Source organism: Rhodococcus sp. 2G (assembly GCF_001886355.1).
In the GTDB taxonomy this organism is placed as follows: Bacteria; Actinomycetota; Actinomycetes; order Mycobacteriales; family Mycobacteriaceae; genus Rhodococcus; species Rhodococcus pyridinivorans.
This window is the reverse complement of sequence record NZ_CP018063.1, coordinates 4,065,733-4,087,088: the sequence shown is the minus strand read 5'-3', so window position 1 is coordinate 4,087,088 and position 21,356 is coordinate 4,065,733. Positions and strand designations below refer to the sequence as shown.

At 65.9% G+C, this 21,356-nt stretch carries 26 protein-coding genes; 15 read left to right on the top strand and 11 right to left on the bottom strand.

Going from position 1 to position 21,356, the window contains the following annotated elements; translation table 11 throughout:
* Positions 1-4: 4 nt before the first annotated feature.
* The 15 genes from BO226_RS19205 to BO226_RS19150 all read left to right on the top strand — a co-directional run bounded on the left by BO226_RS19205 (position 5) and on the right by BO226_RS19150 (position 13,815).
* Positions 5-1,582: a Gp37-like protein gene (locus tag BO226_RS19205; RefSeq protein ID WP_071935917.1), complete on the top strand. Its 1,578-nt coding sequence runs from the start codon at positions 5-7 to the stop codon at positions 1,580-1,582.
* Between the two features lie 14 nt (positions 1,583-1,596).
* Positions 1,597-1,980 carry a phage gene 29 protein family protein gene (locus tag BO226_RS19200; RefSeq protein WP_156895276.1) on the top strand — a complete coding sequence of 128 codons (384 nt, stop codon included), beginning with the start codon at positions 1,597-1,599 and terminating at the stop codon, positions 1,978-1,980.
* Complete coding sequence (locus tag BO226_RS19195; RefSeq protein WP_232237997.1) at positions 1,977-3,506, top strand: N-acetylmuramoyl-L-alanine amidase; 1,530 nt, start codon at positions 1,977-1,979, stop codon at positions 3,504-3,506. Before BO226_RS19200 ends, BO226_RS19195 begins: the two co-directional genes overlap by 4 nt.
* 1 nt (position 3,507) lies before the next feature.
* Positions 3,508-3,975, top strand: a complete 468-nt coding sequence (locus BO226_RS19190; protein WP_071935915.1) for a hypothetical protein — start codon at positions 3,508-3,510, stop codon at positions 3,973-3,975.
* Positions 3,976-3,978: 3 nt separating this feature from the next.
* Positions 3,979-4,263: a hypothetical protein gene (locus BO226_RS19185; RefSeq protein ID WP_071935914.1), complete on the top strand. Its 285-nt coding sequence runs from the start codon at positions 3,979-3,981 to the stop codon at positions 4,261-4,263.
* A complete protein-coding gene (locus BO226_RS28740; RefSeq protein WP_442977164.1) occupies positions 4,260-4,466 on the top strand; it encodes a DUF7620 family protein in 207 nt (68 codons plus the stop codon). The genes BO226_RS19185 and BO226_RS28740 overlap by 4 nt, the downstream gene beginning before the upstream one ends.
* Positions 4,463-4,846 carry a putative phage holin gene (locus tag BO226_RS19180; protein WP_071935913.1) on the top strand — a complete coding sequence of 128 codons (384 nt, stop codon included), beginning with the start codon at positions 4,463-4,465 and terminating at the stop codon, positions 4,844-4,846. Before BO226_RS28740 ends, BO226_RS19180 begins: the two co-directional genes overlap by 4 nt.
* Positions 4,843-5,919, top strand: a complete 1,077-nt coding sequence (locus BO226_RS27215) for a glycine-rich domain-containing protein (RefSeq protein WP_156895274.1) — start codon at positions 4,843-4,845, stop codon at positions 5,917-5,919. Before BO226_RS19180 ends, BO226_RS27215 begins: the two co-directional genes overlap by 4 nt.
* A 1-nt stretch (position 5,920) precedes the next feature.
* Positions 5,921-6,721, top strand: a complete 801-nt coding sequence (locus tag BO226_RS28735) for a glycine-rich domain-containing protein (protein ID WP_373922173.1) — start codon at positions 5,921-5,923, stop codon at positions 6,719-6,721.
* A 3-nt stretch (positions 6,722-6,724) separates the two neighbouring features.
* The gene (locus tag BO226_RS19170) at positions 6,725-7,039 is read left to right on the top strand and encodes a hypothetical protein (protein WP_071935911.1); all 315 of its coding nucleotides are present in this window, start codon (positions 6,725-6,727) and stop codon (positions 7,037-7,039) included.
* Positions 7,036-8,682, top strand: a complete 1,647-nt coding sequence (locus BO226_RS19165; RefSeq protein WP_071935910.1) for an SGNH/GDSL hydrolase family protein — start codon at positions 7,036-7,038, stop codon at positions 8,680-8,682. Before BO226_RS19170 ends, BO226_RS19165 begins: the two co-directional genes overlap by 4 nt.
* A 3-nt stretch (positions 8,683-8,685) precedes the next feature.
* Positions 8,686-11,454 carry a right-handed parallel beta-helix repeat-containing protein gene (locus BO226_RS19160; RefSeq protein ID WP_071935909.1) on the top strand — a complete coding sequence of 923 codons (2,769 nt, stop codon included), beginning with the start codon at positions 8,686-8,688 and terminating at the stop codon, positions 11,452-11,454.
* Positions 11,455-11,653: 199 nt separating this feature from the next.
* Positions 11,654-12,550, top strand: coding sequence for a hypothetical protein (locus BO226_RS19155; RefSeq protein ID WP_071935908.1), 897 nt, complete (start codon positions 11,654-11,656; stop codon positions 12,548-12,550).
* On the top strand, positions 12,534-12,758 hold the full coding sequence (locus tag BO226_RS27205; protein ID WP_156895272.1) for a hypothetical protein: 225 nt from the start codon (positions 12,534-12,536) through the stop codon (positions 12,756-12,758). The genes BO226_RS19155 and BO226_RS27205 overlap by 17 nt, the downstream gene beginning before the upstream one ends.
* A gap of 139 nt (positions 12,759-12,897) precedes the next feature.
* Positions 12,898-13,815, top strand: coding sequence for a tyrosine-type recombinase/integrase (locus tag BO226_RS19150; RefSeq protein ID WP_083543686.1), 918 nt, complete (start codon positions 12,898-12,900; stop codon positions 13,813-13,815).
* Positions 13,816-13,869: 54 nt separating this feature from the next.
* Here BO226_RS19150 and BO226_RS19145 read toward each other — a convergent pair whose 3' ends face one another.
* From BO226_RS19145 to BO226_RS27195, 11 genes are all read right to left on the bottom strand, one after another.
* Positions 13,870-14,697: an acyltransferase gene (locus tag BO226_RS19145; protein WP_071935906.1), complete on the bottom strand. Its 828-nt coding sequence runs from the start codon at positions 14,695-14,697 to the stop codon at positions 13,870-13,872.
* A 151-nt stretch (positions 14,698-14,848) separates the two neighbouring features.
* A complete protein-coding gene (locus BO226_RS19140; RefSeq protein ID WP_156895271.1) occupies positions 14,849-15,106 on the bottom strand; it encodes a hypothetical protein in 258 nt (85 codons plus the stop codon).
* Positions 15,107-15,230: 124 nt separating this feature from the next.
* Entirely contained in the window at positions 15,231-16,028 is a 798-nt protein-coding gene (locus tag BO226_RS19135; protein ID WP_071935904.1) for a helix-turn-helix domain-containing protein, read from the bottom strand.
* Positions 16,025-16,354: a hypothetical protein gene (locus BO226_RS19130; RefSeq protein ID WP_071935903.1), complete on the bottom strand. Its 330-nt coding sequence runs from the start codon at positions 16,352-16,354 to the stop codon at positions 16,025-16,027. The genes BO226_RS19135 and BO226_RS19130 overlap by 4 nt, the downstream gene beginning before the upstream one ends.
* Complete coding sequence (locus BO226_RS27200) at positions 16,351-16,524, bottom strand: hypothetical protein (protein ID WP_156895270.1); 174 nt, start codon at positions 16,522-16,524, stop codon at positions 16,351-16,353. Before BO226_RS27200 ends, BO226_RS19130 begins: the two co-directional genes overlap by 4 nt.
* Positions 16,524-17,315 carry a replication protein gene (locus BO226_RS19125; RefSeq protein WP_232237996.1) on the bottom strand — a complete coding sequence of 264 codons (792 nt, stop codon included), beginning with the start codon at positions 17,313-17,315 and terminating at the stop codon, positions 16,524-16,526. Before BO226_RS19125 ends, BO226_RS27200 begins: the two co-directional genes overlap by 1 nt.
* Before the next feature lie 360 nt (positions 17,316-17,675).
* A complete protein-coding gene (locus BO226_RS19120; protein ID WP_024102440.1) occupies positions 17,676-18,818 on the bottom strand; it encodes an XdhC family protein in 1,143 nt (380 codons plus the stop codon).
* Entirely contained in the window at positions 18,811-19,923 is a 1,113-nt protein-coding gene (locus tag BO226_RS19115; protein WP_064256802.1) for a vWA domain-containing protein, read from the bottom strand. The genes BO226_RS19120 and BO226_RS19115 overlap by 8 nt, the downstream gene beginning before the upstream one ends.
* Positions 19,920-20,813 carry an AAA family ATPase gene (locus tag BO226_RS19110; RefSeq protein ID WP_006550765.1) on the bottom strand — a complete coding sequence of 298 codons (894 nt, stop codon included), beginning with the start codon at positions 20,811-20,813 and terminating at the stop codon, positions 19,920-19,922. Before BO226_RS19110 ends, BO226_RS19115 begins: the two co-directional genes overlap by 4 nt.
* Before the next feature lie 56 nt (positions 20,814-20,869).
* Positions 20,870-21,082: a hypothetical protein gene (locus tag BO226_RS19105; RefSeq protein ID WP_019290577.1), complete on the bottom strand. Its 213-nt coding sequence runs from the start codon at positions 21,080-21,082 to the stop codon at positions 20,870-20,872.
* A 72-nt stretch (positions 21,083-21,154) separates the two neighbouring features.
* Positions 21,155-21,319, bottom strand: a complete 165-nt coding sequence (locus BO226_RS27195) for a hypothetical protein (protein ID WP_153811622.1) — start codon at positions 21,317-21,319, stop codon at positions 21,155-21,157.
* Between the last annotated feature and the right edge of the window lie 37 nt (positions 21,320-21,356).

Genomic DNA, 21,356 nt, shown 5'->3' with positions numbered 1-21,356 from the left:
GCTTGTGAGATACGACCTCGACGCTGACCTCGCAGCGATCGATGCCCAGGAGCACGAAGAGGCAGCGCTCGCACTGCTCCGGACCCGGGTCACCATCCACGACCTGAACCTCGAGCTCGTCGGGGACGTCGAGGGGGAGTACGACGCCGACTGGGAGACGATGTGCAACGAGGTCGGCGAGGCCTCGGTCGGTCTCGACGCGCAGGACGATCTAGCGCAGTGGGCGATCGACGGACAGCGCCTCGAGCAGGACATGTTCCTGGTGTTCCGCTCTCCGTGGAAGAAGGCGTGCTTCAAGGTCTTCGACATCGAGTACGACGAGGATGAACACGGCAACGCGATCGTCCGGCTGATGGCCCGTCACATCCTCGACGAGATGAAGCACCTGCAGTGCTGGCCCAACACCTTCGCTCCGCTCGCGGTGCAGGCACCGAAGATCGACTTCCAGTGGGGCAACTCGATCAAGGTGATCAAGGGGTACGCGCACCGGAACCTGCTCCGTGAGCAGCAACCGGGATGGGTGCCGTTCTTCGATATCTGGGATGCGGCGAACTGGCGGGACAACTTCGACAACGCCAAGTGGCCGATGGTGATGGTCCCGTACATCGAATCCCGCGACGGTGTCGGACCGTGGTGTGCGCTTGGTTCCCGCATGGACGACTTCTGGGACCTCGTCCACCCAACGCTCGAGGACGGCGGCCTGCAGCTGACCGGCGACATCTGGGAACCGGGGGACCCGCAGCCGTGCCCGTCGCACTTCATCCTCGACCGGCCGACGATGGTGTTCGACGTCAAGAAGCGTGCCACGATCCCCGGTATCACCGGGACCATCCTCGACCCCATCCGGGATCTGCTGCGCATCTTCGGATCCGACGGCACTTCCGACACGGTCACGATCGCTGATCCGAACGACGACCCCGACAATGCGGACCCGAACGGTCCGTGGGTCATCTTCCGTCGCGGGCAGCACCGCGGTCTGAAGTCGAAGATGGTGATCCACAAGCCGATCGAGCACACCATCATGACCGGCGGCAAGTCACCGGACGCGATCAACCAGGGCGCGAAGCTCCTGTCGAACATTCTGCTGGGACTCCTCGGCAGCCTCATCGGTATGCCGTGGCTGACCCTCGGCATCTTCGACAAGGCGGTCGAGGACGTCATCCTGGCATGGGCCAGCCTGACCAACTACCAGCGCAAAGCGAACATGGGCCGGTTCGCGCACAAGTCCGGATTCGAGGCCGGCGGCGGCGTCGCGGTGTCCCCGTCCGGGCTGCAGACCATTCGTGTCGGGCTGCATAAGGCTCGCGGCTATGTCAGCTTCGCATCGGAGGTCGACGACGCGAACCCGTATCGGGTGGGCCTGCACATCGACGACGGACTGCGCGCCGGATTCGAGATCGGTGACCGGATCTGGCTCTCCCATATCGCCTCGGTGCGCCAGTCCTGGTCGCGGGACAACCCGGACCAGCCCTGGGAGATCAACGTCGGCGACTACCGATCCGAAGAACTTGCAGGAACGCGAGCACTGCGCGCAGCTGAAGCGATCAGCGGCGCGCTGCGCCAGCACTCGAGCGCCATCTAGACCAGGAGATCGACGTGACACCCGAAGAACTACAGAGGGCACTACCGGAGGGGATGCACCCGTACGCGTACGTGTTCATGCACCCACCCACCAACGGCGAGATGTCGCCGGTGGCGACGTTCGAGCCGGACGAGATCAACTCGCTCGCCAAGCACATCGAGAATCTCGGCTTCCGGCCGGTAGAGGAATCTCGATCTCGCTACGACCCGCCGATCACCGGGCCGATCCACCCGCACAACCCGGGCCAGTGGAACTCGACGAAGCGGCCGGCGCCGAACCGTCCGGACCCGTACGCGCACATCCGCGCTCAGCTCGCTGAGCTGCCGGCCAGCGCGCTCGCCGAGATACTCGAGGACCCCCGCGGCGAGGCGAGCACCGCGTCAGGAGAAGACGGATGAGCAAGCGCGACGAGTACGCCCGCGAAGTCCTGCGCGCCGGCCGTGATCTCGGCATCACCCCGAAGGGCATCGTCATCGCGTTCGCGACCGTGTCCGTCGAATGCGACTGGATCATGCATGCCAACCGCGCCGATCCGGAGTCACTGAAGTTCCCGCACGAGCGGATCGGCAGCGACAGCAAGTCGAGTGGCCTGTTCCAGCAGCAACCCCCGTGGTGGGGCACCGTCGCCGACCGCATGGATCCGTACCGGTCGGCAGTCATGTTCTTCGAGGCCCTGAAGAAGCTGGACTACAACGACGAGGGCCGAAGCCCCGGCTGGTATGCGCAGGCCGTGCAGCGTTCGTCATTCCCCGATCGCTACGACACCCGCATCGACGAGGCACTCGAACTCTACGAGCGCCTCGCAGGTGACATCCCCGAACCCGCGGAAGGACAACCTGTGCCCGCGTACACCATGAACGAGATCGACCTGACCGGGTCGCACGCCAGCCACAGCGGACGCAACGGCGCGAAACCGTGGCTGTTCGTCCTCCACACCCAGGAAGGCGGAGGCAACGCCGAAGGCCTGCACAACTACTTCAAGCGCGCCCCGGTGTCGTATCACTACACCGTCGACAACGGCACGCTCATCGGCTCGGTGGACACCGACCGGGCGTCGTGGTCGGTGCTCGACGCGAACCCGTACACGATCAACCTGTGCTTCGCCGGATCCCGGGCCGCACAGTCCCGCGAGGAATGGATCGGCAAGTTCGGCAACGCCATCGACCTCGCTGCCCAGGTCGCGGTGCGTGACTGCCTCAAGTACGGCATCGACCCCCGCGTCCTCGCCCAGGACTACGCCGCGATCGGCCGGCGGACGCAGGGCATCTGCGACCACTCCGGCATCACCTTCGGGCTGAAGATCGGCGACCACACCGACGTCGGCAAGAACTTCCCGTGGGACGTGTTCACCGACCGGGTGAACCACTGGCTGCACGGCAGCGGATCGGCCACCCCGCCCGCACCCGTGGGCAACGCCATCGACGCCGAAGCCGAGGTCGCGAAGGACTGGATCGGTAAGCGCCTCACCGACGGCGAAGGCGACGCGATCGGCGGCGGCAAGTACGCGCACTTCGAGAACGGCTCGATCTACTGGCACCCCACCACCGGGGCCTGGGCGATCCCCGCCGCGATCATGGAACCCTACGCGGCGCTGCGGTGGGAGCAGTCCTACGTCGGCTTCCCGGTCGGCCGGCACACCGTGCTGGACGAGGGCGTGGTCCAGGGCTTCCAGGGTGGCGCCATCTACCGAAAGAACGGATACGGCGGTCACGTCGTCACCGGCATGATCCGCGCGTTCTGGAACCGCTCTGGCTACGAGAACGGACGGTTCGGCTGGCCCGTCTCCGACGAGATCTGGGCCAACGACGAAGGCACCGTCCGCTACCAGAACTTCGAAGGCGGACGCATCACCTGGTCCGCCGACGGAACTGTCGGCACACACGAGCGACCCGGCTTCGACGCCATCACCACCGAGGAGAACTGACATGGCCGACGCTATCGAACTCATCGCCCGCGAAGTCGCGGGGAAGCTGGGCGACCAGATCGAGTCCCGCATCCAGGAGGCGGTGAAGACCGTCTCTGATCGGGTGCAGGTCGAGGCTCAACGTCGCGTCGATGCTGTGGTCGCGGAGATCCCGCAGATAGCGATCCGGGTTGCAGATCAAGCAGCATCGAAGCCGGTGCCTGGGGAGCTCGTCGAGACTGGGCGGCCAGGTATGGACGCAAAGACCGATGCGAAGGACCGCGCGTGGCGCACCCTCGTACAGGGCATCGTCGTCACCGTCATCCTCGCTGTGATCACCGCGTTCGGCGCCGCCGTGGCAGCCCCAGACTTCGACCTCCTCACGTGGGACTCGTGGAAGGCTGCCGCGACAGCGGGCGGGACCGCGGCAGTGATGGCGATCGTCGCCTACTTCCAGCGACTGCTCAACCCTCCTCGTAACGGGGGGTAACGCGTGGAAGAGTTCGCGTCGTTCCTCTCCTCGGATATCGGTCTGGGAGGGATTCTCGGAACGGTCATCCTGCTCATCATCTTCGGTGGCCTTGTCCCTTGGAGGCAGCACCGGGCCGCCCTTGCGGAGAAGGATAAGCAGCTCGACGAGTTCCGTCAGGACAAGCTGGCGCAGCGTCAGATCATCGACGAGCAAGCGAACCAGATCTCGCTGCTCATCCCGAAGATCGAGTTGTCGGTGCATATTGCTGACGCCTTCAAGAAGTTCGGTGCGGGGGAGGGCCCGTGAAGTGGTTTCGAAGGAAGAAACGGCCCGACTCGACAGCAGTGGAACGAGCACGGGCGGAGCGGATTTTGACGGAGAAGCACCTCGAGGAGGTGCGGGCGCAACGCCAGTATGTCGATCATCTGGCCAACCGCGCAGAACGCGCGTTGCGGATCAATGGGTTCGGCGAAGACGCAGCCCGGGCAATGAAGCGGAGGCACGCATGATAGTGCGGCGAGGATTGTTGTGTGTAGGGGCACTGGCGTGCGCGGTAGTGGTCGTGCTGTTCGGTCCTCAGACCGAGGCACGGTTGCTGATCGGCGCGATGACGTTGTTCGCGTTGCTGTTCGCAGCCCTGTACACCCGATCCCCGTGGCGGTCGACCGAGGCCGGCAAGTCGCTGATGTTCACGGCTTTGGCGATCGCGGCAATCGGCCTGCAGCAGTTGATTTTCTGGTGGTTCGGTGACTACCCGGGCCGGGATGAGTTGCGCGCTGTCGCCTATTCCGCGTTGGCGTTGGCGATGCTGCACAGGGTGATCGTGCTCTGGGATTCGCAGCATTCGATCCCACCGGACCTCGAGCACGCAGAGGCAGGAGAGCGATGACCTCACCTGACGGATTCGTCCCCGGCGGACCAAATACCGGCTGGGGCGACATGTCCGAGATGGCCGAGGAATTCGTCGAGCAAGGGCTCCTCGGCTGGATACTTGGGCTGATCGGCGGCGCCATCGCGGCGATCCTTGGAGGATTCGCCTCGGTCGTTGACGCGATCTTCGGAACCGTCGACGACAACTACATCCGCGACATGCCCACCATCAACGATCACTCCCGCTCCATTGAAGAGCTGCGCGAGGCGTACGACCAGCTTGTCCTACAGGGCGTCGCGATCGTCTTCGAGTCCAACAACACCTACTACCCACCCGAAGGCATCACCAGCCTTGACGTCATCATTCTCGCCGCCGGCGGTGGAGCGGGCGCAGGGAAGTGGGATCTGACCGTGAACCGTTCCGGCGGGGGAGGCGGTGGAGGCGGTGGGGAAGTGCACACCACCATCACCGCGGCCTTGCTCGAGCGGAACGCGGAAGACACGGCTTATAAAGGCATCCCGATCACGATCGGAGCACCCGGCATCGGAGGAACATCTTCTGAACAGTCCGGAAGCGGCGGAGGAAACACAAGTTTCGGTGGCTACCTCACCGCCGGAGGCGGCAACGGAGGCGGGGGCGGACGAACCGCCGACGGCGGTCTAGGAGGAACCGGAGGCGCAGGGATGATCCCCGGCGGCACAGGAGGCCAAGGTTCCCCACTCGGAGGATGGGCGCAGCCGGCTAAACCCGGCGGGAATTCCACCAGCGCTTACTCCCTCCATGGGGGTGGCGGAGGCGGCGGAGGCGGCGCCTGCGCATCCACCGGAGCAGGTATTGGGGGAAACGGCGGAATCGGAGGCGTGTCTCCCGGCGGTTACGGCGGAGCAAGCACCCGGGACGGAAGCCCGCCCGCGGCCGTGGTCGCAACCGGCGGCGGGGGAGGCGGAGGCTCATCGTCCAACGATTTACGTGGCGGCGCCGGCGCGTACCCGTCCGGGGGTGGCGGAGGCGGCTACGGGGGAGGCACCACTATGACCGCCGGCGGAGACGGCGGAGCGGGCCGCCTGTATGTGATCGAACGAAGAAGCTGACATGCCCTCGAGCTCACGCATCCTCGTCTTCGACACCCCGGGCGTTTTCCAGTGGATTCCAGGCCCGCACGTCTACGCGTTCGAGCCGATCGTCAAGGCAGCTGGGGGCGGCGGAGCCTCTGGCATGTCGCACACCACCACGACCTCGAGACTGTGCGGACCAGGAGGTGGCGGCGGCGCCATCGCGGTCGGTGACCGCCGACTCAGTGCCCTCGACTTCCTACGCGGCGTTGAGATCACCGTCGGAGCAGGAGGCGCCGGAGGATCAGCACCGGCCGCCGTGAACGGGGCCTGGAACCCCGGTACATCAGGCGGATTCTCCGCATTCGGTGACGTACTCCGAGCCGAAGGCGGATTCGGCGGCGGCTGGGCACTCGGCATCGACCAGCCGGACATCTCCTTCGGCGGAGACGGCGGCCATGCCATTCTTCGCGGCGGCAAAGGTGGAAGCTTCGTCACCGACCCGGGAATAACCCATTCGGGGATTGTGCGACTCCTCGCAGCCGGCGGCGGGGGTGGCCGAGGATCCGGCTATAACTCGTCCGGCGAAGTCCGCACCGCAACAAACGGCGGAAGTTCCGGCCCCAACAATATCGGCGCGGGCTGGCGAACACTACTCGGCCCCACACACACCGCAGGACACGGCGGCTCAGGAGCATTCTTCGCGGGCGCTGGCTACGACGGCCAATTCCCATGCGGAGGAGGCGGCGGAGGCGCCGGCGGAAACCCTGGCACCCCCGGCGGCCGTGGCGGAGACGGGCAGGTCGTTGTCATCGAATACATACGAGAACCAGAGGTGTAAGCAGTGCCTACCGCAACCATCATCGAAACCGGACTCACCAACTGGCCGTCGCCGGATGCTACTCGGTACCAACTCGATCCTCCGGTCGATGGTGTCGACCAGGTCGTGGTGTGGGTGTCGAAAGCGCAGCCGCACCTCCCCGCGCGCGCCGTCGCGGTACCGGTCGGCGAGCAGCAACCTTCGTCACTGAAGCCAATCGTCGAGTACGCGCATCCCGCGGGACCGAACCATTCGGGCGCGCTGTGGCTGCTCGGTGGTTACGACATCGTCGAACCCGAGCTGGAACCGGAACCTGAGTCGGAAGGGAGGACAGCATGACGCGCATCACCGGCACTGTCGTCGACATCGCAGACCGTACCGCCGACGGCATCCTCACAGTCTCCGCACCCGCTCTCCGGCACAGTTCCGACGGCAAGGTCATCGACCGCATCCGCGTTGACATCGACATCAGCGCCGGCGTCATCGCCGCCAACACCCTCGACCCGGGCCCGGCGAAGCTCGTCCTCGAAACCGGTGGTGGGTGGCAGGAGTTCGATGTCAACATCCCGGACGTCCCCGAGATCGACCTGTACGAGCTGGTGAGCGACTACGTGCGCTACACCCCACCGGTGGTCGGTGCAGCGCAGAAAGCTCTCGCCGACGCACTCGCCGCCGCGAAGCGCGCGGAGGCTGCAGCGGCGTCTGCGAACCTGCTGCCGGACGGCGGCACGGACGGTCAGATCCTCGCCAAGTCCGGTACCGGCCTGGCATGGATCGATCCACCCACCGGCGGCGGAAGCACCAGCGACGGACCACTTGCCATCGCCTCCGCCGCATACCGATCGACAGCGCTGACAGCCAAGGCCGGGACCGGGCAGCTGCGCATCCTGACGCTCGGCGACTCGACCTGCGACGGCTACGCCGGCGGTCTGTCCGGCGGTCCGACCAAGTGGTCGGGCACCTGGCCGAACCTGCTCGGCGCGAAGCTGCGGCAGTCGTGGGGGCTGCCCGCCGGTGGCGCGGGCTGGATTCCGCTGCAGAGCGCTGGGGAACAGACCCAGTACAGCTACCCGCTGCCGTCCCTCGACTCCGGCAACTGGTCCCCGATCGTCGGCGACACCGGCATCGACGGCTCACAGTGGATGATCCCCCCGGCCGAAGGCGGGCACGTCATCCGTATCCCTCTTGAGGCTGGCACCACCTCGGTCGACGTTCTGTCGACCGCGACGGGGCAGTACTGGGTGGGGCTGACCCGCCCGGACGACACTGAAGAATGGGCCGAGCACAGTGCCGATGTCATCGGGCACACGAGGGCGACGAGTCCGGGTGATCCTGTTCGGGTCGAGTCGTTCGGCGCCGGCTGGCAGGGTCTCGGCGCCGTCGCCTACTCCGGCGACGAGACCCGTGGGGTCGCCACCTACAACTGGGGCGTTGCCGGTATCTCCGCCGACGAGGTCGCGACTCGCCTGGTGAAGGAGGAAGCGCAGGACACTCTCGCCGACATCGCTCCGCAGGTGGCGCTTGTGTGCCTGGGGTCGAACGACTTCAGTGCCGGACGCACGGTCGCGCAACTGCGCACCTCGCTCGGCACGATCTACGCATCGTTGCGTGCGGCATCGCCGGGTGTGGTGGTCGTGTTCGTGGTGCGGGATCTGCCGGACGCCGGATGGGATGAGTTCGCCGATGCGATCGTTGCGGAAGCGGCGGTGCTCGGTGCGCACGCGTTGGATCTGCGGGCGGCCGTTCCGGCGTCTACTGCTGGTGCGTATCTCGCGGACGGGGTGCATCTGACCGTCGCCGGAAACGATCGGTTCGCGGACGCGGTCGCGGACTTCATGCGGGTCGGGGTAGCGGCCGGCGGCACCGGTGTCGGCGGCATCTTCCTCGACTCCGACGGCGTGCCCTACTTCGATACCTCGGCCACCGGTGGTGGCTCGATTGCTCTGGACGTCGACGGCGTCCCCTACGTGACGGGAGTCTGATCCATGACATCACCAGGTACTCGGCCGGCGTCACAGCGCCTGGTCACCGAGGAGACCGTCGACGACCACATCACACGGGTCGGGAACGCCACTTACGAGCGGGTCTATCAGTACGACCTGCGGAGCTTCCTCACCCCTGGACAGCCGTTGCCGAATGATGGTGTGCTCGACGCGGCTCCGCTGATCAATGAGGCGCTGGCCCAGTTGGCTGCCCTGGTCAAGACAGTCGACGGGGTGCACGAACTCGTGTTGCCGGACGGCAAGTTCCGGCTCAACAGTGCAATCAACCTCGTCGGCTCGAGCCCGTTCGCGGAACGTCTCGCGCTCCGTGGCGCGGGCCGTGCCTCCACAATCCTCCTGCCGTACGGCACAGCATCGGGCATCCACTCGCCCGGCGCTGCGATCAACCCGGATACGCCGACGGACTTCTTCTGGTTCCGTCACTGCCACTTCACCGACTTCACCATCAACTGCCGCAACACTTCCTTTCCGGAGACCGGTCCGCTGCAGAAGGCATTCCAGGGTGGCGGCTGGCTCGAATGCTCGTTCACCCGCGTCAATGCCGTGGGCACCACCGCGACGATGTTCGGCACCGACTATCCGGTGCGCTGCGTGTTCACCGACTGCCACGCCCTCGAGGCGGGCCGCGGCACTGTCACCACCGGGGATCCGACGAAGTTCGCGGAGATGCGGTCGGGGTTCGGGATCGGCTTCGGGCACTACGAGGACGAGTCGGCCACCTTCATCGGCTGCTCGGCGAACTACTGCTCGCGGTCCGGGTTCTTCTTCGAACGGCAGGACTCGCGAGGATCGCTCAAGCGCAACTCCGTCATTCGCCTGATCGGCTGCGAGGCATCGTTCAACGGCAACGGCATCACCGATGCCGGGTGCGGCGGTGTCGTGGTGGAGAACTGCAAGATCACCGACAACAAGGCTGCCGGGTTCTACGAAGGCCCGAACACGCAGGCGGTGCAGTCCGGCATCTACGGCCGCATCACCGGATCGACGATCCTGCGCAACGGCTACGGCATCTACATGACCGGATCGTTGCAGGCCAGCCCCGCAGACATCCCGGTCGGTTCCGGCGGCGGATATGTCGTGGAGAACAACCGCATCCAGGACAACATCCTCGACGGGTTCCTCGCGCACGACTTCGAACTCGAAGAAGGCGGCCTGACGGTGCGCGGCAACCAGTTCGTCCGCAATGGCGGCTACGGCCTGTGCGCCCGATTCGCGTCGAAGCCCCTGCGTGATCTCGTGATCTCGCAGAACTTCTTCGACGGCAACGGCAAGGTCGGCCTCGGTCTGCTGGTGCCGATGAACGCGCCTCGCATCACGGGCAACGACTTCGCGAACAGTGACGGCGTGGCACGGCAGCTCGATGCGATCATGTTCCACCCGGCCGAGCCTGTCTCTGTTCCTCGGGTGCAGGGCAACACGTGGCGGCGGCACGCTCGCGGCCTGGTCAACGCCGATCGGCTCGATCAGGACTTGATCACCGGAAACCTCGCGGTCGATGCCCCGGACGATCCGGATGCGCCGGAGTTGTTCGATGCGTATCTGTCGACGAAGCCGGACAACATCACCGCACCCACTCTCGGCGACGGCTGGACCGCTGCGGCGACCGGTGCGACCCCGGACTGGATCCGGTCGAGTGCCGGTGCACGCCCCTCGGGTGGCACCTGGGGTGCGCTGGCGATCCAGCAGCGCGATGTCGGCACCACAGGTGTGTATGCGGAGGTGCAGCTACCGGAGTCGGCGCAGGGTGCCGGCGCGAACAGGTTGCGTGGTGTCGCGATCTCCGTCAACGACGCAGACTCGATCGTGGCGGGTGTCGATGATGTGTCCAGCCAGTTCGGTGCGCGTCCGAACTACGCGATGTGGCAGGTAGTCGGTGGGACCGCGACCTTGCTGTGGGAGTCGGATGTGAGCGGCCTGGAAGGGCATCGGGTGGCTCTGGCCCGCGAGGCCGGATCGACGGTGACCACGATGTTCCTCGACGGTCTTCCCGTGCACACGGTGGATGTGCCCGCAGTCGCCGCGTCCGCCAATGCGGGTGTGGCCGGTGCAGGCGGTGTCGCAGGCACCACGGGTTCGACACCCTCGACCCGATCGATCCGCAAGGTCCGCATCCTCCCGGCAGGCGAGTTTGCTGCGGCTCCGGTGATCGTGCGGAACAAGGCGCTCAACCCGAGTTTCGAGGCGACCGGTGGTTTCACCTCCCAGTGGGGTACCGGTGGTGCAGGTTCGGCCACACGGCAGAGCGATGCGGGCGAGGCCCACTCGGGTACGTACTCGTACTTGATGACCTGGTCCACCGCGACCACGGACCCGTCCGGTGGCGGCTGCCGCCTCACCGCGATCGAGGATGTCGAGGTGGGTGCGGTCTACACGCTGTCGGTGTTCATCAAGTCGAGCGTGGCCCGCAAGTTCCGGCTGAACTCAACCTACTACAACGCGCCCAATGCGGGTGGCACGAGTACCGGGTTCAAGACAGGCACGTTCGTCGATGTTCCTGCCGGGGAGTGGACACGCCTGTCGGTGACGACGGATCCGATGCCAGCGAGCACGGTCAGTCTGCGGATCGATGTGTCAGCGGCCCCGACGTCGGGCGGTGGCACGGTGTTCGCGGTCGGGGACACCCTGCGGATCGATGACTACATGGTCACCAAGGGTTCGACGCTGACCGAGTACTTCAACGGCGACAGCCCTGGCGCTGTGTGGACGGGCACGCCTCACGCGTCGGCGTCCACGAAGGAACTCGTAGCCTGACCCGCTCGTAACGCATCCCGCGATGACAGTTACAGGGCGCCTTGAGCGATGAAGTGTCGGTGGCCTTCGCTAGCCTGGCGACCGCCTTCCCCGAGGCACGCGTCCAAGACGCAGATGCACCCCACCTCTTCGGAGGTGGGGTGCTTTCGTCGTCTTACCTCCGCGGGGCGAATGTGAGATCTGTCGCTACGATTCGCGAATGGCAGACACGCGTAAAGTTCTCGATTCGGTCACACTGCGCTTCGATGGGGACGAGAAGTCGGGTACCGACCTCCACGAACTGCGGGCAGCGGATGTCGCGCAGGTACTTCAAGGGTTGGCAAGCTTTGTCAGCGACTTCGACAAAGCTGGCGCCTTCCACGACGAGGGGCCCGCCGACTCTGTGATGTTGGTGCGGCCCCCGCAGGAGGGTTCGTTCATCATTGAAGCGATCCGTATGGCGGGTGAGAACTGGGAAGGTGTCGCTGCGGTGACTGGCATCCCGTCGGTGGCTACCCTCATCAGTTTGGCTACCAAGTCGATGCGAGCCGAGGTTCAGGACTTCGAGCACCTCGAGAACGGCAACGTCAAGATCATGTGGCAGGACGACACTGTCCAGGAGGTCTCGAGGCCGGTCTGGGAGGAGCTGAACAAGCGCAAGCATCGCCGCAAGAAGCAGTTGAGGGAGATCATGGCGCCTCTGGGTGATGATCGGGTGTCGACACTCGATGTCAGCGGAGCACCGTCGAGCGAGGACGAGCAGACGCCTCCCTCCGATGAGTTTGTCCTCACGCGCGCCGATTTCGACAGTGTTGCGCCGACCGACGAGGTCGAGGAGTCGGAGGAGACGTTTGAGGTTGACGGGCAGATGCAGGCGATCGACTTCGGTGACCCGACGAGGTGGAAGGTGAGGGCGGCCGGTCAGACACGGAAGGCTACAGTCGATGACGCGGATTTCCTTCGACGTGTTGCTGAAGGACTCGCGATCAGCAGCAGCGACATCTTTCAGCTGCGGATCCGCGCCGATAAAATCGTGAAGAACGGGCGCACACGTACTACATGGACTGTACTGAAGGTTGAGAACCATAGGAGGAGGGCAGGTGACGGCACCTCTTAAGCCACAGTCGCGGCGCCGCCTCGACGTCTTCAGCCTCGTTCTGATGGTGATCGGGCTGCTGTTCGGCACCATCTCGTACGTCCTGGTCACGTACTCCGATACCAATGTCTTGGTCATCGTTCCGTCCGTCGTCGCGGTCACCATCGGTGCGATGAATCTTGTCAAGCACGAGGCCCCACGCGATGGGCGCCACATGTCGAGTAAGTAAGACAGCACCCGCGATAGCGGTTACAAGGTTGCTCTCAGGAACCGCGGGTAGCTTCCGGAAGCGTCAAACAAGATCGGCCCCGAACCGGTGATTCGAGCACCGGCCGGGGCCTTGCCACCACGCCACCCGTAATGGAGTGATGACCGTGCATGACGCTACCCCGACAGAGGTTCTCCCGCCCCGCTCGATGACCAAGCACGACCTGCTGGTGGCGGGATTCCTCGCTCGCTACACCGGACAGTCCTTCACCGCCTACGAGACCGACATGCGCCTGTGGTTCCAGTGGTGTCGCGGCTACGGCCTCGACCCGATCTTCGGCATCGAACGCGCGCACATCGAGCTCTGGGCGCGCTACCTCGAGATCGAACGCGGCAACGCGCCGGCGACCGTGCACCGTCGCCTGGTGTGCCTGCGCGTGTTCTTCTGGCTCATGCAGGAAGACGGCCTCATCCCGAAGTCCCCGGCGGTCAACGTGAAGATGCCTCGGTGGACGACGGACCTGACGAAGAAGATCGGACTCGAGCGGCAGGACTTCCAGTCGCTGATGTTCACGGCGCGGCAGTCCACGCCGGCCGATGAGGCTCTCGTCGCGATGCTCGGTCTGCTCGGTCTCCGTGTCTCGGAAGCCTGCTCGATCAACGTCGAGGACTTCCAGGACACCGAACGCGGACACCGCGTCGTGCGCTTCACCGGCAAGGGCACCAAGTCCGCTTCGATCCCGCTACCCGTTCCGGTGCTGCGCTCGATGGAGCGCGCCGCCGGCGAACGTCGTCGCGGTCCGCTGCTGTTGCGACGCGACGGCTCGCGTATGACGCGACGATCCGCGGATCGTGTCGTGAAGCGTCTCGCGCGACACGCTGGGATCGCCAAGCCTGTCTCGTGTCACACGTTGCGACACACCTTCGTTGTCGCGGCCCTGGATGCGAAGGTTCCTTTGCGACAGGTGCAGCTCGCAGCGCGACACTCCGACATCCGGCAGACCTTGGCTTACGACCGCGGCCGGGTCAGTCTCGACAACCATGCCGCGTACGTCGTGTCGACGTTCATGGCCGCGTAGCGCCTGCGACAGCAAAGCGCCCCACCTCTTTCGAGGTGGGGCGCTTTCGTCGCGTCAGGAGGTCCACTGGTCGGCGCACTCCTGCGTCCAGCCAGTGGTGCCGTCGGTGAACTGCGTCGTGCCGGTCTGCGACACCGACGGATCCATGCAGTAGTCGATGACCTTCCCGACGAGCGGCTGCGGATCACCGATCGGAGCTCCGGTGTACCCGACGGGCGGCTGCTCGGCGGCCGGCGCTTCAACGGCCGGTGCAGACACCTCCTCCGACGTGGTGGTGGGCGCGTTGTCCGCGGCCGCTTCGTCTAGCTGCTCTTCCGGAAGAGTCCATTCGATGCGGATGTCGTTGCCACCCTGGGTTGTGTGGTAGCCGATGGACCGGGACGCGTTGGGCACGTCGAGCGTGACTCGTCCGTCCGCTGATGAGTTCGGCGGCAGGTCTATGAATGCCCCGCTACCTCCGCCAGTGCACGGCGTCGCGTCCGACGTATCGGTGTTCTTCGCGATCTTGCCGTTCTCGTCCACATAGTAGAAGTCGGACTGCCACAGCCACTCCGGGATGGACTCTGGTCCGACCGCGATGGTCGCACGGAACGACTGCTTCGTCACCTCACCAGGCAGCGTGGTGTTCTCGGCGCATTCGTCGGTGGACAGCGACGTGTCGGACACCTCGAGTACCGTGACGCCGTTCTGCACCACGGTGGCCGTCTCACCGAGTGCGACCTCAACTGCGCCGCGGACGTTGAGGTCGGGTGTCTCGCTGCCGACCTCAACGGAGCCGGAAGCCGTAGTGCTCGTCTCGGGCTCATCGGCGGTGTCGGAGCTGCCGCACGCGGCGAGTAGGAGAGCGACGGATCCGAGGGCGGATGCAGCGCGGAGTTTCACAGGGCGTGCCTTCCAGGTTGGTTTCGAGTCCCGGATGACAGTAGTGCCGAGGACGTGAAAGTGACGGACATTGTCGCGTCGCGGTCCCGATTGTGTGCGGGACCGCGACGGGTTCGGGTCAGACTGCGACTGTCTCGCGATGGGGTAAAAGTCAATCCTTGAGGTAGCGCGCGTTCTGCTCGTCCTCTCGCGTGGGGATTGGCGTTTTCGCCGCCACGGCCGATCGCCGCTTCGCTACAAGCAGGTACCACACCGCCCCGCAACCCACGAGTATCCACACGAGGGTACCGACGACAGGGTCGTACGCCATGCCGTCCCTCACACCCATCGTCACGCCGCCGAGTATGCCCAGAGCTGCCAATACGATCAGGAGCCAGGCGGCCCCCACCTTCAATTTCGGTAGATTCATCTCGGTGCTTCCTGATTAGCTGCCACGTCGGCGCATGTCCGCTTCATGCCCGGATCATCCTCTTCGGGGCGTTCAGTGTTACGGCGTCGGGGCCCGCACACCAGCGGGGCCCCGACGGGTGCGGTCAGACTGCGACTGTCTCGCGTTGGAGTGTCTCGCGGCTCGCGGTGACCCACCGTTGCACCTTGTCTTTTGAGACACCGAGCTCTGCTGCGACGTCGCGCCGCGTTCGGCCCTCTGCGACGAGCTGCAGCGCGCGACGCTTGACCGCGTCGTCTGTATCGGACATCGGTGCGACGGTGGGTGTCGTTCGCGGTGCGACGATTGTGGTCTCGCGTTGTGGTGCTGCTGGTCGTGTCGCGACCGGTGGTGTCGCAGCAGGTCGCGGCGTTGTCGCGGACGCGACACGGAGCCGGGTTACTGGCCGCGGTGTCGCGTCCTGCTCGCTTTCGTTGGTGACTGTCGCGCGGATCGGTTCGGGCCCGGTGTCGCAGACCGGTGCTGTCGCGGTGTCGCTGTCCTGTCGCGCGAGCAGGATTGTCAGGTGCACGGCGGCGAGCGTGACGAGCGGTGGGATGACGGCGATGCCGACACCGATCGGGGATTCGGTGAGCTGCCAGGCGTGGATGCCGTTGCCTGCGACAGAGACGATGGTGCCCGCGACGAGCAGCGCCCACGAGTACGCCCGTGCGACGCGGTGTCGTGCGACGGCGGCTGCGACGGTCGCGACAACGACCAGGCCGTCGACTGCGACGGGGATCATCCACGCCTGATCGGCCGGCACCTTGTAGTCGACGGCGAGTTCGGCGATCGAGGTGAAGGAACGCCAGAAGCTGGTGACCGCGACGGCGACGGCCGCGACAGCGGCGAGTGTGACCGCGATGGTGGCGCGCGTCGGAAGGTGCTTGCGGATCTCAGTCACTGGGTGTCTCCGTTCGCGTTCTCAAGAAGGCGTGCAGCAGCAAGGCGGTGTGCGGCGTCGCTGATAAGTTCCCAGGAAGCTGTTTCGACCTCCCCGATGTAGACCTCGGGGCCGTGCTGGCCGGTCATGTCGACGCGAATGAAATCGTTCAGCCCGAGGTATCGCTGTCCGTCGTCGTCCTCGTCGGTCGCTTCGGGAAGATCTACGACGACGTAGCGGTCGAGAATCGCGTCGATGACGGCACGCACAACGGTGACGGTGTCGTCGGAGTCGGTTTCGGCAATGACTCGCGCAGCGAACATGTGGAGGGTGTTGGGGGCGATCATGCGGTTCTCCCGGTGATGTCGTAGATGCCGGCGCACAGCGTGGTGAACGCGTCGCGGTATGCGTCGGCGAAGGTGTCGACGCCGTCCTCGAGCAGGCGGTTGTGGGCGGTGTCGATGAGGATCTGGGCTTCGGAGACGAGCTCGATGAGCGCGCGGTCGTTGGTTCGCATCACGCGACTCCTCGGCATTCGCAGCGAGCGATCGGATCGCGATCCTCATTCTCGATCCAGCCGTTCACACATCCACCGCAGTACGGAATCGCAGTGCTCTGTGCGGTGCCGCTTCCGGAGGACATTGCCTTCCAGAGGCGTATCCAGCCCTGCGCGTACAAGGTCGGGTTGTCGTCGCGATGCATGGACTTTGCGCGGTCAGCCAGCGCCTGGATGCCGTGCCGGTCGATGAGTTCGAGGATCTGGGCCTTCTGCTCGGGCTTGACGTGTTCGAACGATCCAGGCAGTCCGGCATCAGCGCATGCCTTGATGAGCAAGGCGTAGTTGGTATCGAGCCTCTCCAATTCCTTGCGGGCATCTTCCGACAACGACACGGTTACTCCCGCGAGAGTGGCACGTGACGTGTCTGCCTGGCTGGTGTTGTTGTTGGTTTCAGTACTTAGTGATCCGGACTTTGTAAAAGCACCCGTTCGTCCGTCTCGCGGCTGACCGGGATTCGATTTCCTGGTCTTCGGCTCAGGATGCGGGTTTCCGCTGGTGGCAGGCTCTTCATAGACAGTTTGGATGGTTGCCCACTGGCCCAGTTCGTTTTGGATCTTCTCGCGAACAAGGTAGCCCTGCTCTTCGAGTTCACGCATCGCCGTACGTACAGCTGTGCGGCCTTCGCTTGGGGACTGTGCGGCGATCGCTTCGGATCGAATGGACCAGTCAGCTGGCTTGGACAGCAGCCAAACGAGGATCCCGCGTGCACGAAACGACAGGTTTTCATCGTTGAGTACACGGTTGGACATGACGGTGTAATTGTCAGCAAGTCTCGGTCCGCGACGTATTCCGCCCGGGGTGTGAGCACGGGTATGCTGGGACATGTTCGACTCCCTTTCAGTCGGACATCCAGCCCGTTCGCGACTGCCATCGCGGCGGGCTTCTTTTTCTTTATCCCCGGTATTGAACCGTGAACAACCCGATGGGATCCGGTTCGATGCGCGACCGCATCGCCCAGACCGCCGAGAGCAACCCCCGGCTCGGCGGCATGACCATGCCCTTCCTGAACAAGTACATGGCCGAGGCGGACGAGATCGCGAACATGGTCGCCTCGCGTCCGACGAGTCCGTCTTCGTCACCGCCCAGAGCTTCGCGATCGACGGTGGTGCTCAGTACTTCTGAGCGCCGATGTGCTCCTCGTGGCCGTGGATCGGTCCGCGTGTCTCCGCGAGGCGGCCGCCGCCCCCGCCCCAGCGCAGCGCGATGATCTCCGCGGCGATCGACACCGCGGTCTCCTCCGGGGTGCGGGCCCCGAGATCCAGACCGATCGGCGACGACAGGCGCGCCAGTTCCTCCTCGGTCAGTCCCGTCTCCCGCAGACGCTCCATCCGGTCGTCGTGTGTGCGGCGCGACCCCATCGCCCCGACGTAGGCCACGTCGAGCCGTAGGGCGACTTCGAGGAGTGGCACGTCGAACTTCGGGTCGTGGGTGAGTACCGTGATGACGGTGCGGGCGTCCACACGTCCGGCCTCGGCCTCGGCCGCGAGATAGCGGTGCGGCCAGTCGACGATCACCTCGTGGGCGCCGGGGAAGCGGGCCTCGGTGGCGAACACCCCCCGCGCGTCGCACACCGTCACCGTGTAGCCCAGGAACGAGCCGAGCCGGGCCATCGCCGACGCGAAGTCGATCGCCCCGAACACGATCAGCCGCGGCGGGGGCTGGAAGACGTTGACGAACACCGACATCCCCTCGCCGCGACGCTCACCGTCGGTGCCGTAGTGAAGGGTGCCCGAGCGTCCCACCTCGAGCAGGCCGCGCGCGTCGTCGACGACGGCGTCGTACATGCGGGACGAGGCGAGCTGTCCGTCGGCGCGGTCGCGCCACACGACCATCCGTCGTCCCCGTAACGCCGGGTCGGGATGGGCGGTGACGGTCGCGAGCGCGACGGGTTCGCCCGCGCGGACGGAGTCGAGCAGGTCGGTGAAGGCGGGGAAGGACGCGGCGTCGATCCGTTCGACGAAGACGTCGATGATGCCGCCACAGGTCAGGCCGACGGAGAACGCGTCGTCGTCAGAGACCCCGTAGCGTTGCAGCACCGGCTGCCCGCTGTCGATGACCGACCGGCCGAGTTCGTAGACGTCGCCTTCGACGCACCCGCCAGAGACGCTGCCGGTGACGGTGCCGTCCTGCGCGACCAGCATCGATGCACCCGGCCCCCGGGGCGCCGAACGGAAAGTCGAGACCACGGTGCCTACCGCGACGGCCTCCCCGTCCCGGTACCGCCGGTCGAGCTCGTCCAGAATTTCACGCACGCCGAACCTCCTCGAGAAGTTCTTCCAGTGTCGCAAGGCTGTGTCCCGCGAGCAGACGATCGATGTGCGGCAGGGCCGCGGAGATACCCGACTGGATCGGTTCGTATCCGGCGCCGCCGGCGTGCGGGTTCACCCACAGCACGCGGTGCGCGAGGCGATGCAGCTGCGCCATGCGTTCCCCGAGCTGCGAGGTGTCGCCGCGCTCCCAGCCGTCGGAGAAGATCACCACCACCGCGCCGCGCGCGAAACCTCTGCGCCCCCAGCGGTCCAGGAACGCGCCGAGCGTGTCGCCGAGACGTGTCCCGCCCGCCCAGTCCGGTACCGCACGCGAGGCCCCGGCGAGCGCGATCTGCGGGTCGCGGGCACGCAGCGCACGCGACAGGCGGGTCAGCCGCGTGCCGAGGGAGAACACCTCGGTGGACGACGGCGCGGCACGCGTGACGACGTGCGCGAACCGCAGGAGCGCGTCGGCGTAGGGACTCATCGAGCCGGACACGTCGATCAGCAACACCACCCGGCGCGGTCTCGTCGCTCGTGCCCGGTGCCGCGGCCGGACGGGTTCGCCTCCGCCCGCCAGCATGTCGTGCAGGGTGTGCCGCGGGTCCACCGGCCCGCGGCGGGAGGGCTTCGACCGCAATCCCCGACGCGTCGGGGGTCGGGGCTGCAACCGCGCGAGCAGTTCGGCGAGGTGAGCGCGTTCGGCGGTCGTCAATTCGGCCACGTCGCGGTGCCGGAGGACGTCGGTGTCGTCCGCCGCGACCTGCAGGCGTGGCGCGTCGTCACCGGAATCGCCCTCGGCGCCCTCGCTGCGGGACAGCGCGGCGATCCGTGCGGTGCGGGTGCGTTGCCCGTGGGTACGCGAGCCGGTGGGGACGGTGTCGCCGAACCAGTGGACGAAGACCACGTCGTAGCGGGCCGTGTCGTCCGGTGTGCGGCACAGCGTGGCGCGGCCTGCCCAATAGACCTGCACGGGATCCCCGACGTCGACGTGTGCGAGGGCGTCGAGATAGGTGGCGGTGGCGTCGAGGGCGACGGGCAGACCGGCGGCGGCGAGGGCGCGGCAGAAGCCGGCCAACCCGGCGACCGGTCCGGGGGCGGTCGTCATCCGGCCCTCGAGAGGTCGAGTCCGGCGCGGGTGACCCGGTCGATGTCCTCGCGGTACTTCAGTACGGCACCGAGTGTCGCCGCAGCGGTCGCTGCGTCGAGGACGTCGCGGTCGAGGGCGACCAGTGCGCGCGCCCAGTCGAGGGATTCGGCGATCCCTGGTGGCTTCAGGAGGTCCTGTTCGCGGAACGAGCGCACCGCGCGGGCGATCTGCTCGGCGAGCGGGTGCCCCAGACCGGGCAGCCGCCGCTGCAGGATCGCGACCTCGCGTTCGAGATCGGGATGCTCCACCCAGTGGTACAGACAGCGGCGCTTGAGTGCGTCGTGCACCTCGCGGGTCCGATTGGAGGTGAGCACCACCAGCGGTGGGACCTCCGCGCGGATCTCGCCCAATTCGGGGATCGTCACCGCGTTCTCGTCGAGCAACTGGAGTAGGAAGGCCTCGAACTCGTCGTCGGCGCGGTCGATTTCGTCGACGAGCAGCACGCACGGTGAGTCGGTGAGCGCCTGCAGCAACGGGCGGACGAGGAGATAGCGCTCCGTGTAGAGGGAACGCTCGGCGGTGTCCGCATCGAGCACACCGTCGCTCGCCGCTTCGAGCGAGCGCAGATGGAGCAACTGCCGGGGAAAATCCCAGTCGTAGAGGGCCTGCGAGGCGTCGATGCCCTCGTGGCACTGCAACCGGACCATCGGCAGATCCAGGGCCTGAGCGAGAGCCGCTGCGAGCGAAGTCTTCCCGGTTCCGGGTTCGCCTTCGCAGAAGAGCGGCCGGCCCATACGCATCGCAAGGAAGACGACGGTCGCCAGTCCGTCGTCGGCGAGATATCCCGTGGTCTCGAGAGCAGCCGAGAGTTTCTCGGGTGAATCGATACGTGTTGCGTCGCCGGTCATGAAGCGAGCCTAGATGCTCACCCGCCTCCCGACCGGCGACTGCGACAACTATCGGATCAACCGTCGGCGTGCGCGAGCGGCGCGAACTCGCCGGTGAACAGTGTTGCGCATCCGGGGCACAACGTCGTGGGATGGATGGCCCAGCCGTTCATCTGGGCATAGAGCTCTGCCTGCAGCTTGCTCTGTGCGGCAGTGCGGTAGCAGTGATCGCAATGGTCGCAACGGAAGACCCACCGGCCACCGGAGATCGGGTCGCGGTGCGGCGTCATGTCCACCTCGATATCAACAACTCGGTATCCGCGAATCGATGTCGTGGAATGGTCGGATCGTGCCGGTTCCTCTCAGGGAACCGACTTGCCCATGACGCGGGCCCACCATCCGTCCAGCGGGCTCGGATCGGGCCAGCGGATCGTGTCGTCTGCGATGTGATTGGGCCGGGATGCCATGTCCTGCTGTCCCTGTCCGGTATTCGGTGAATCGTGCTGTGCGTTGCGCACTGAGGTCACCCCTTATTGCTATCGGTGCGTCATTGGCGGACGCACT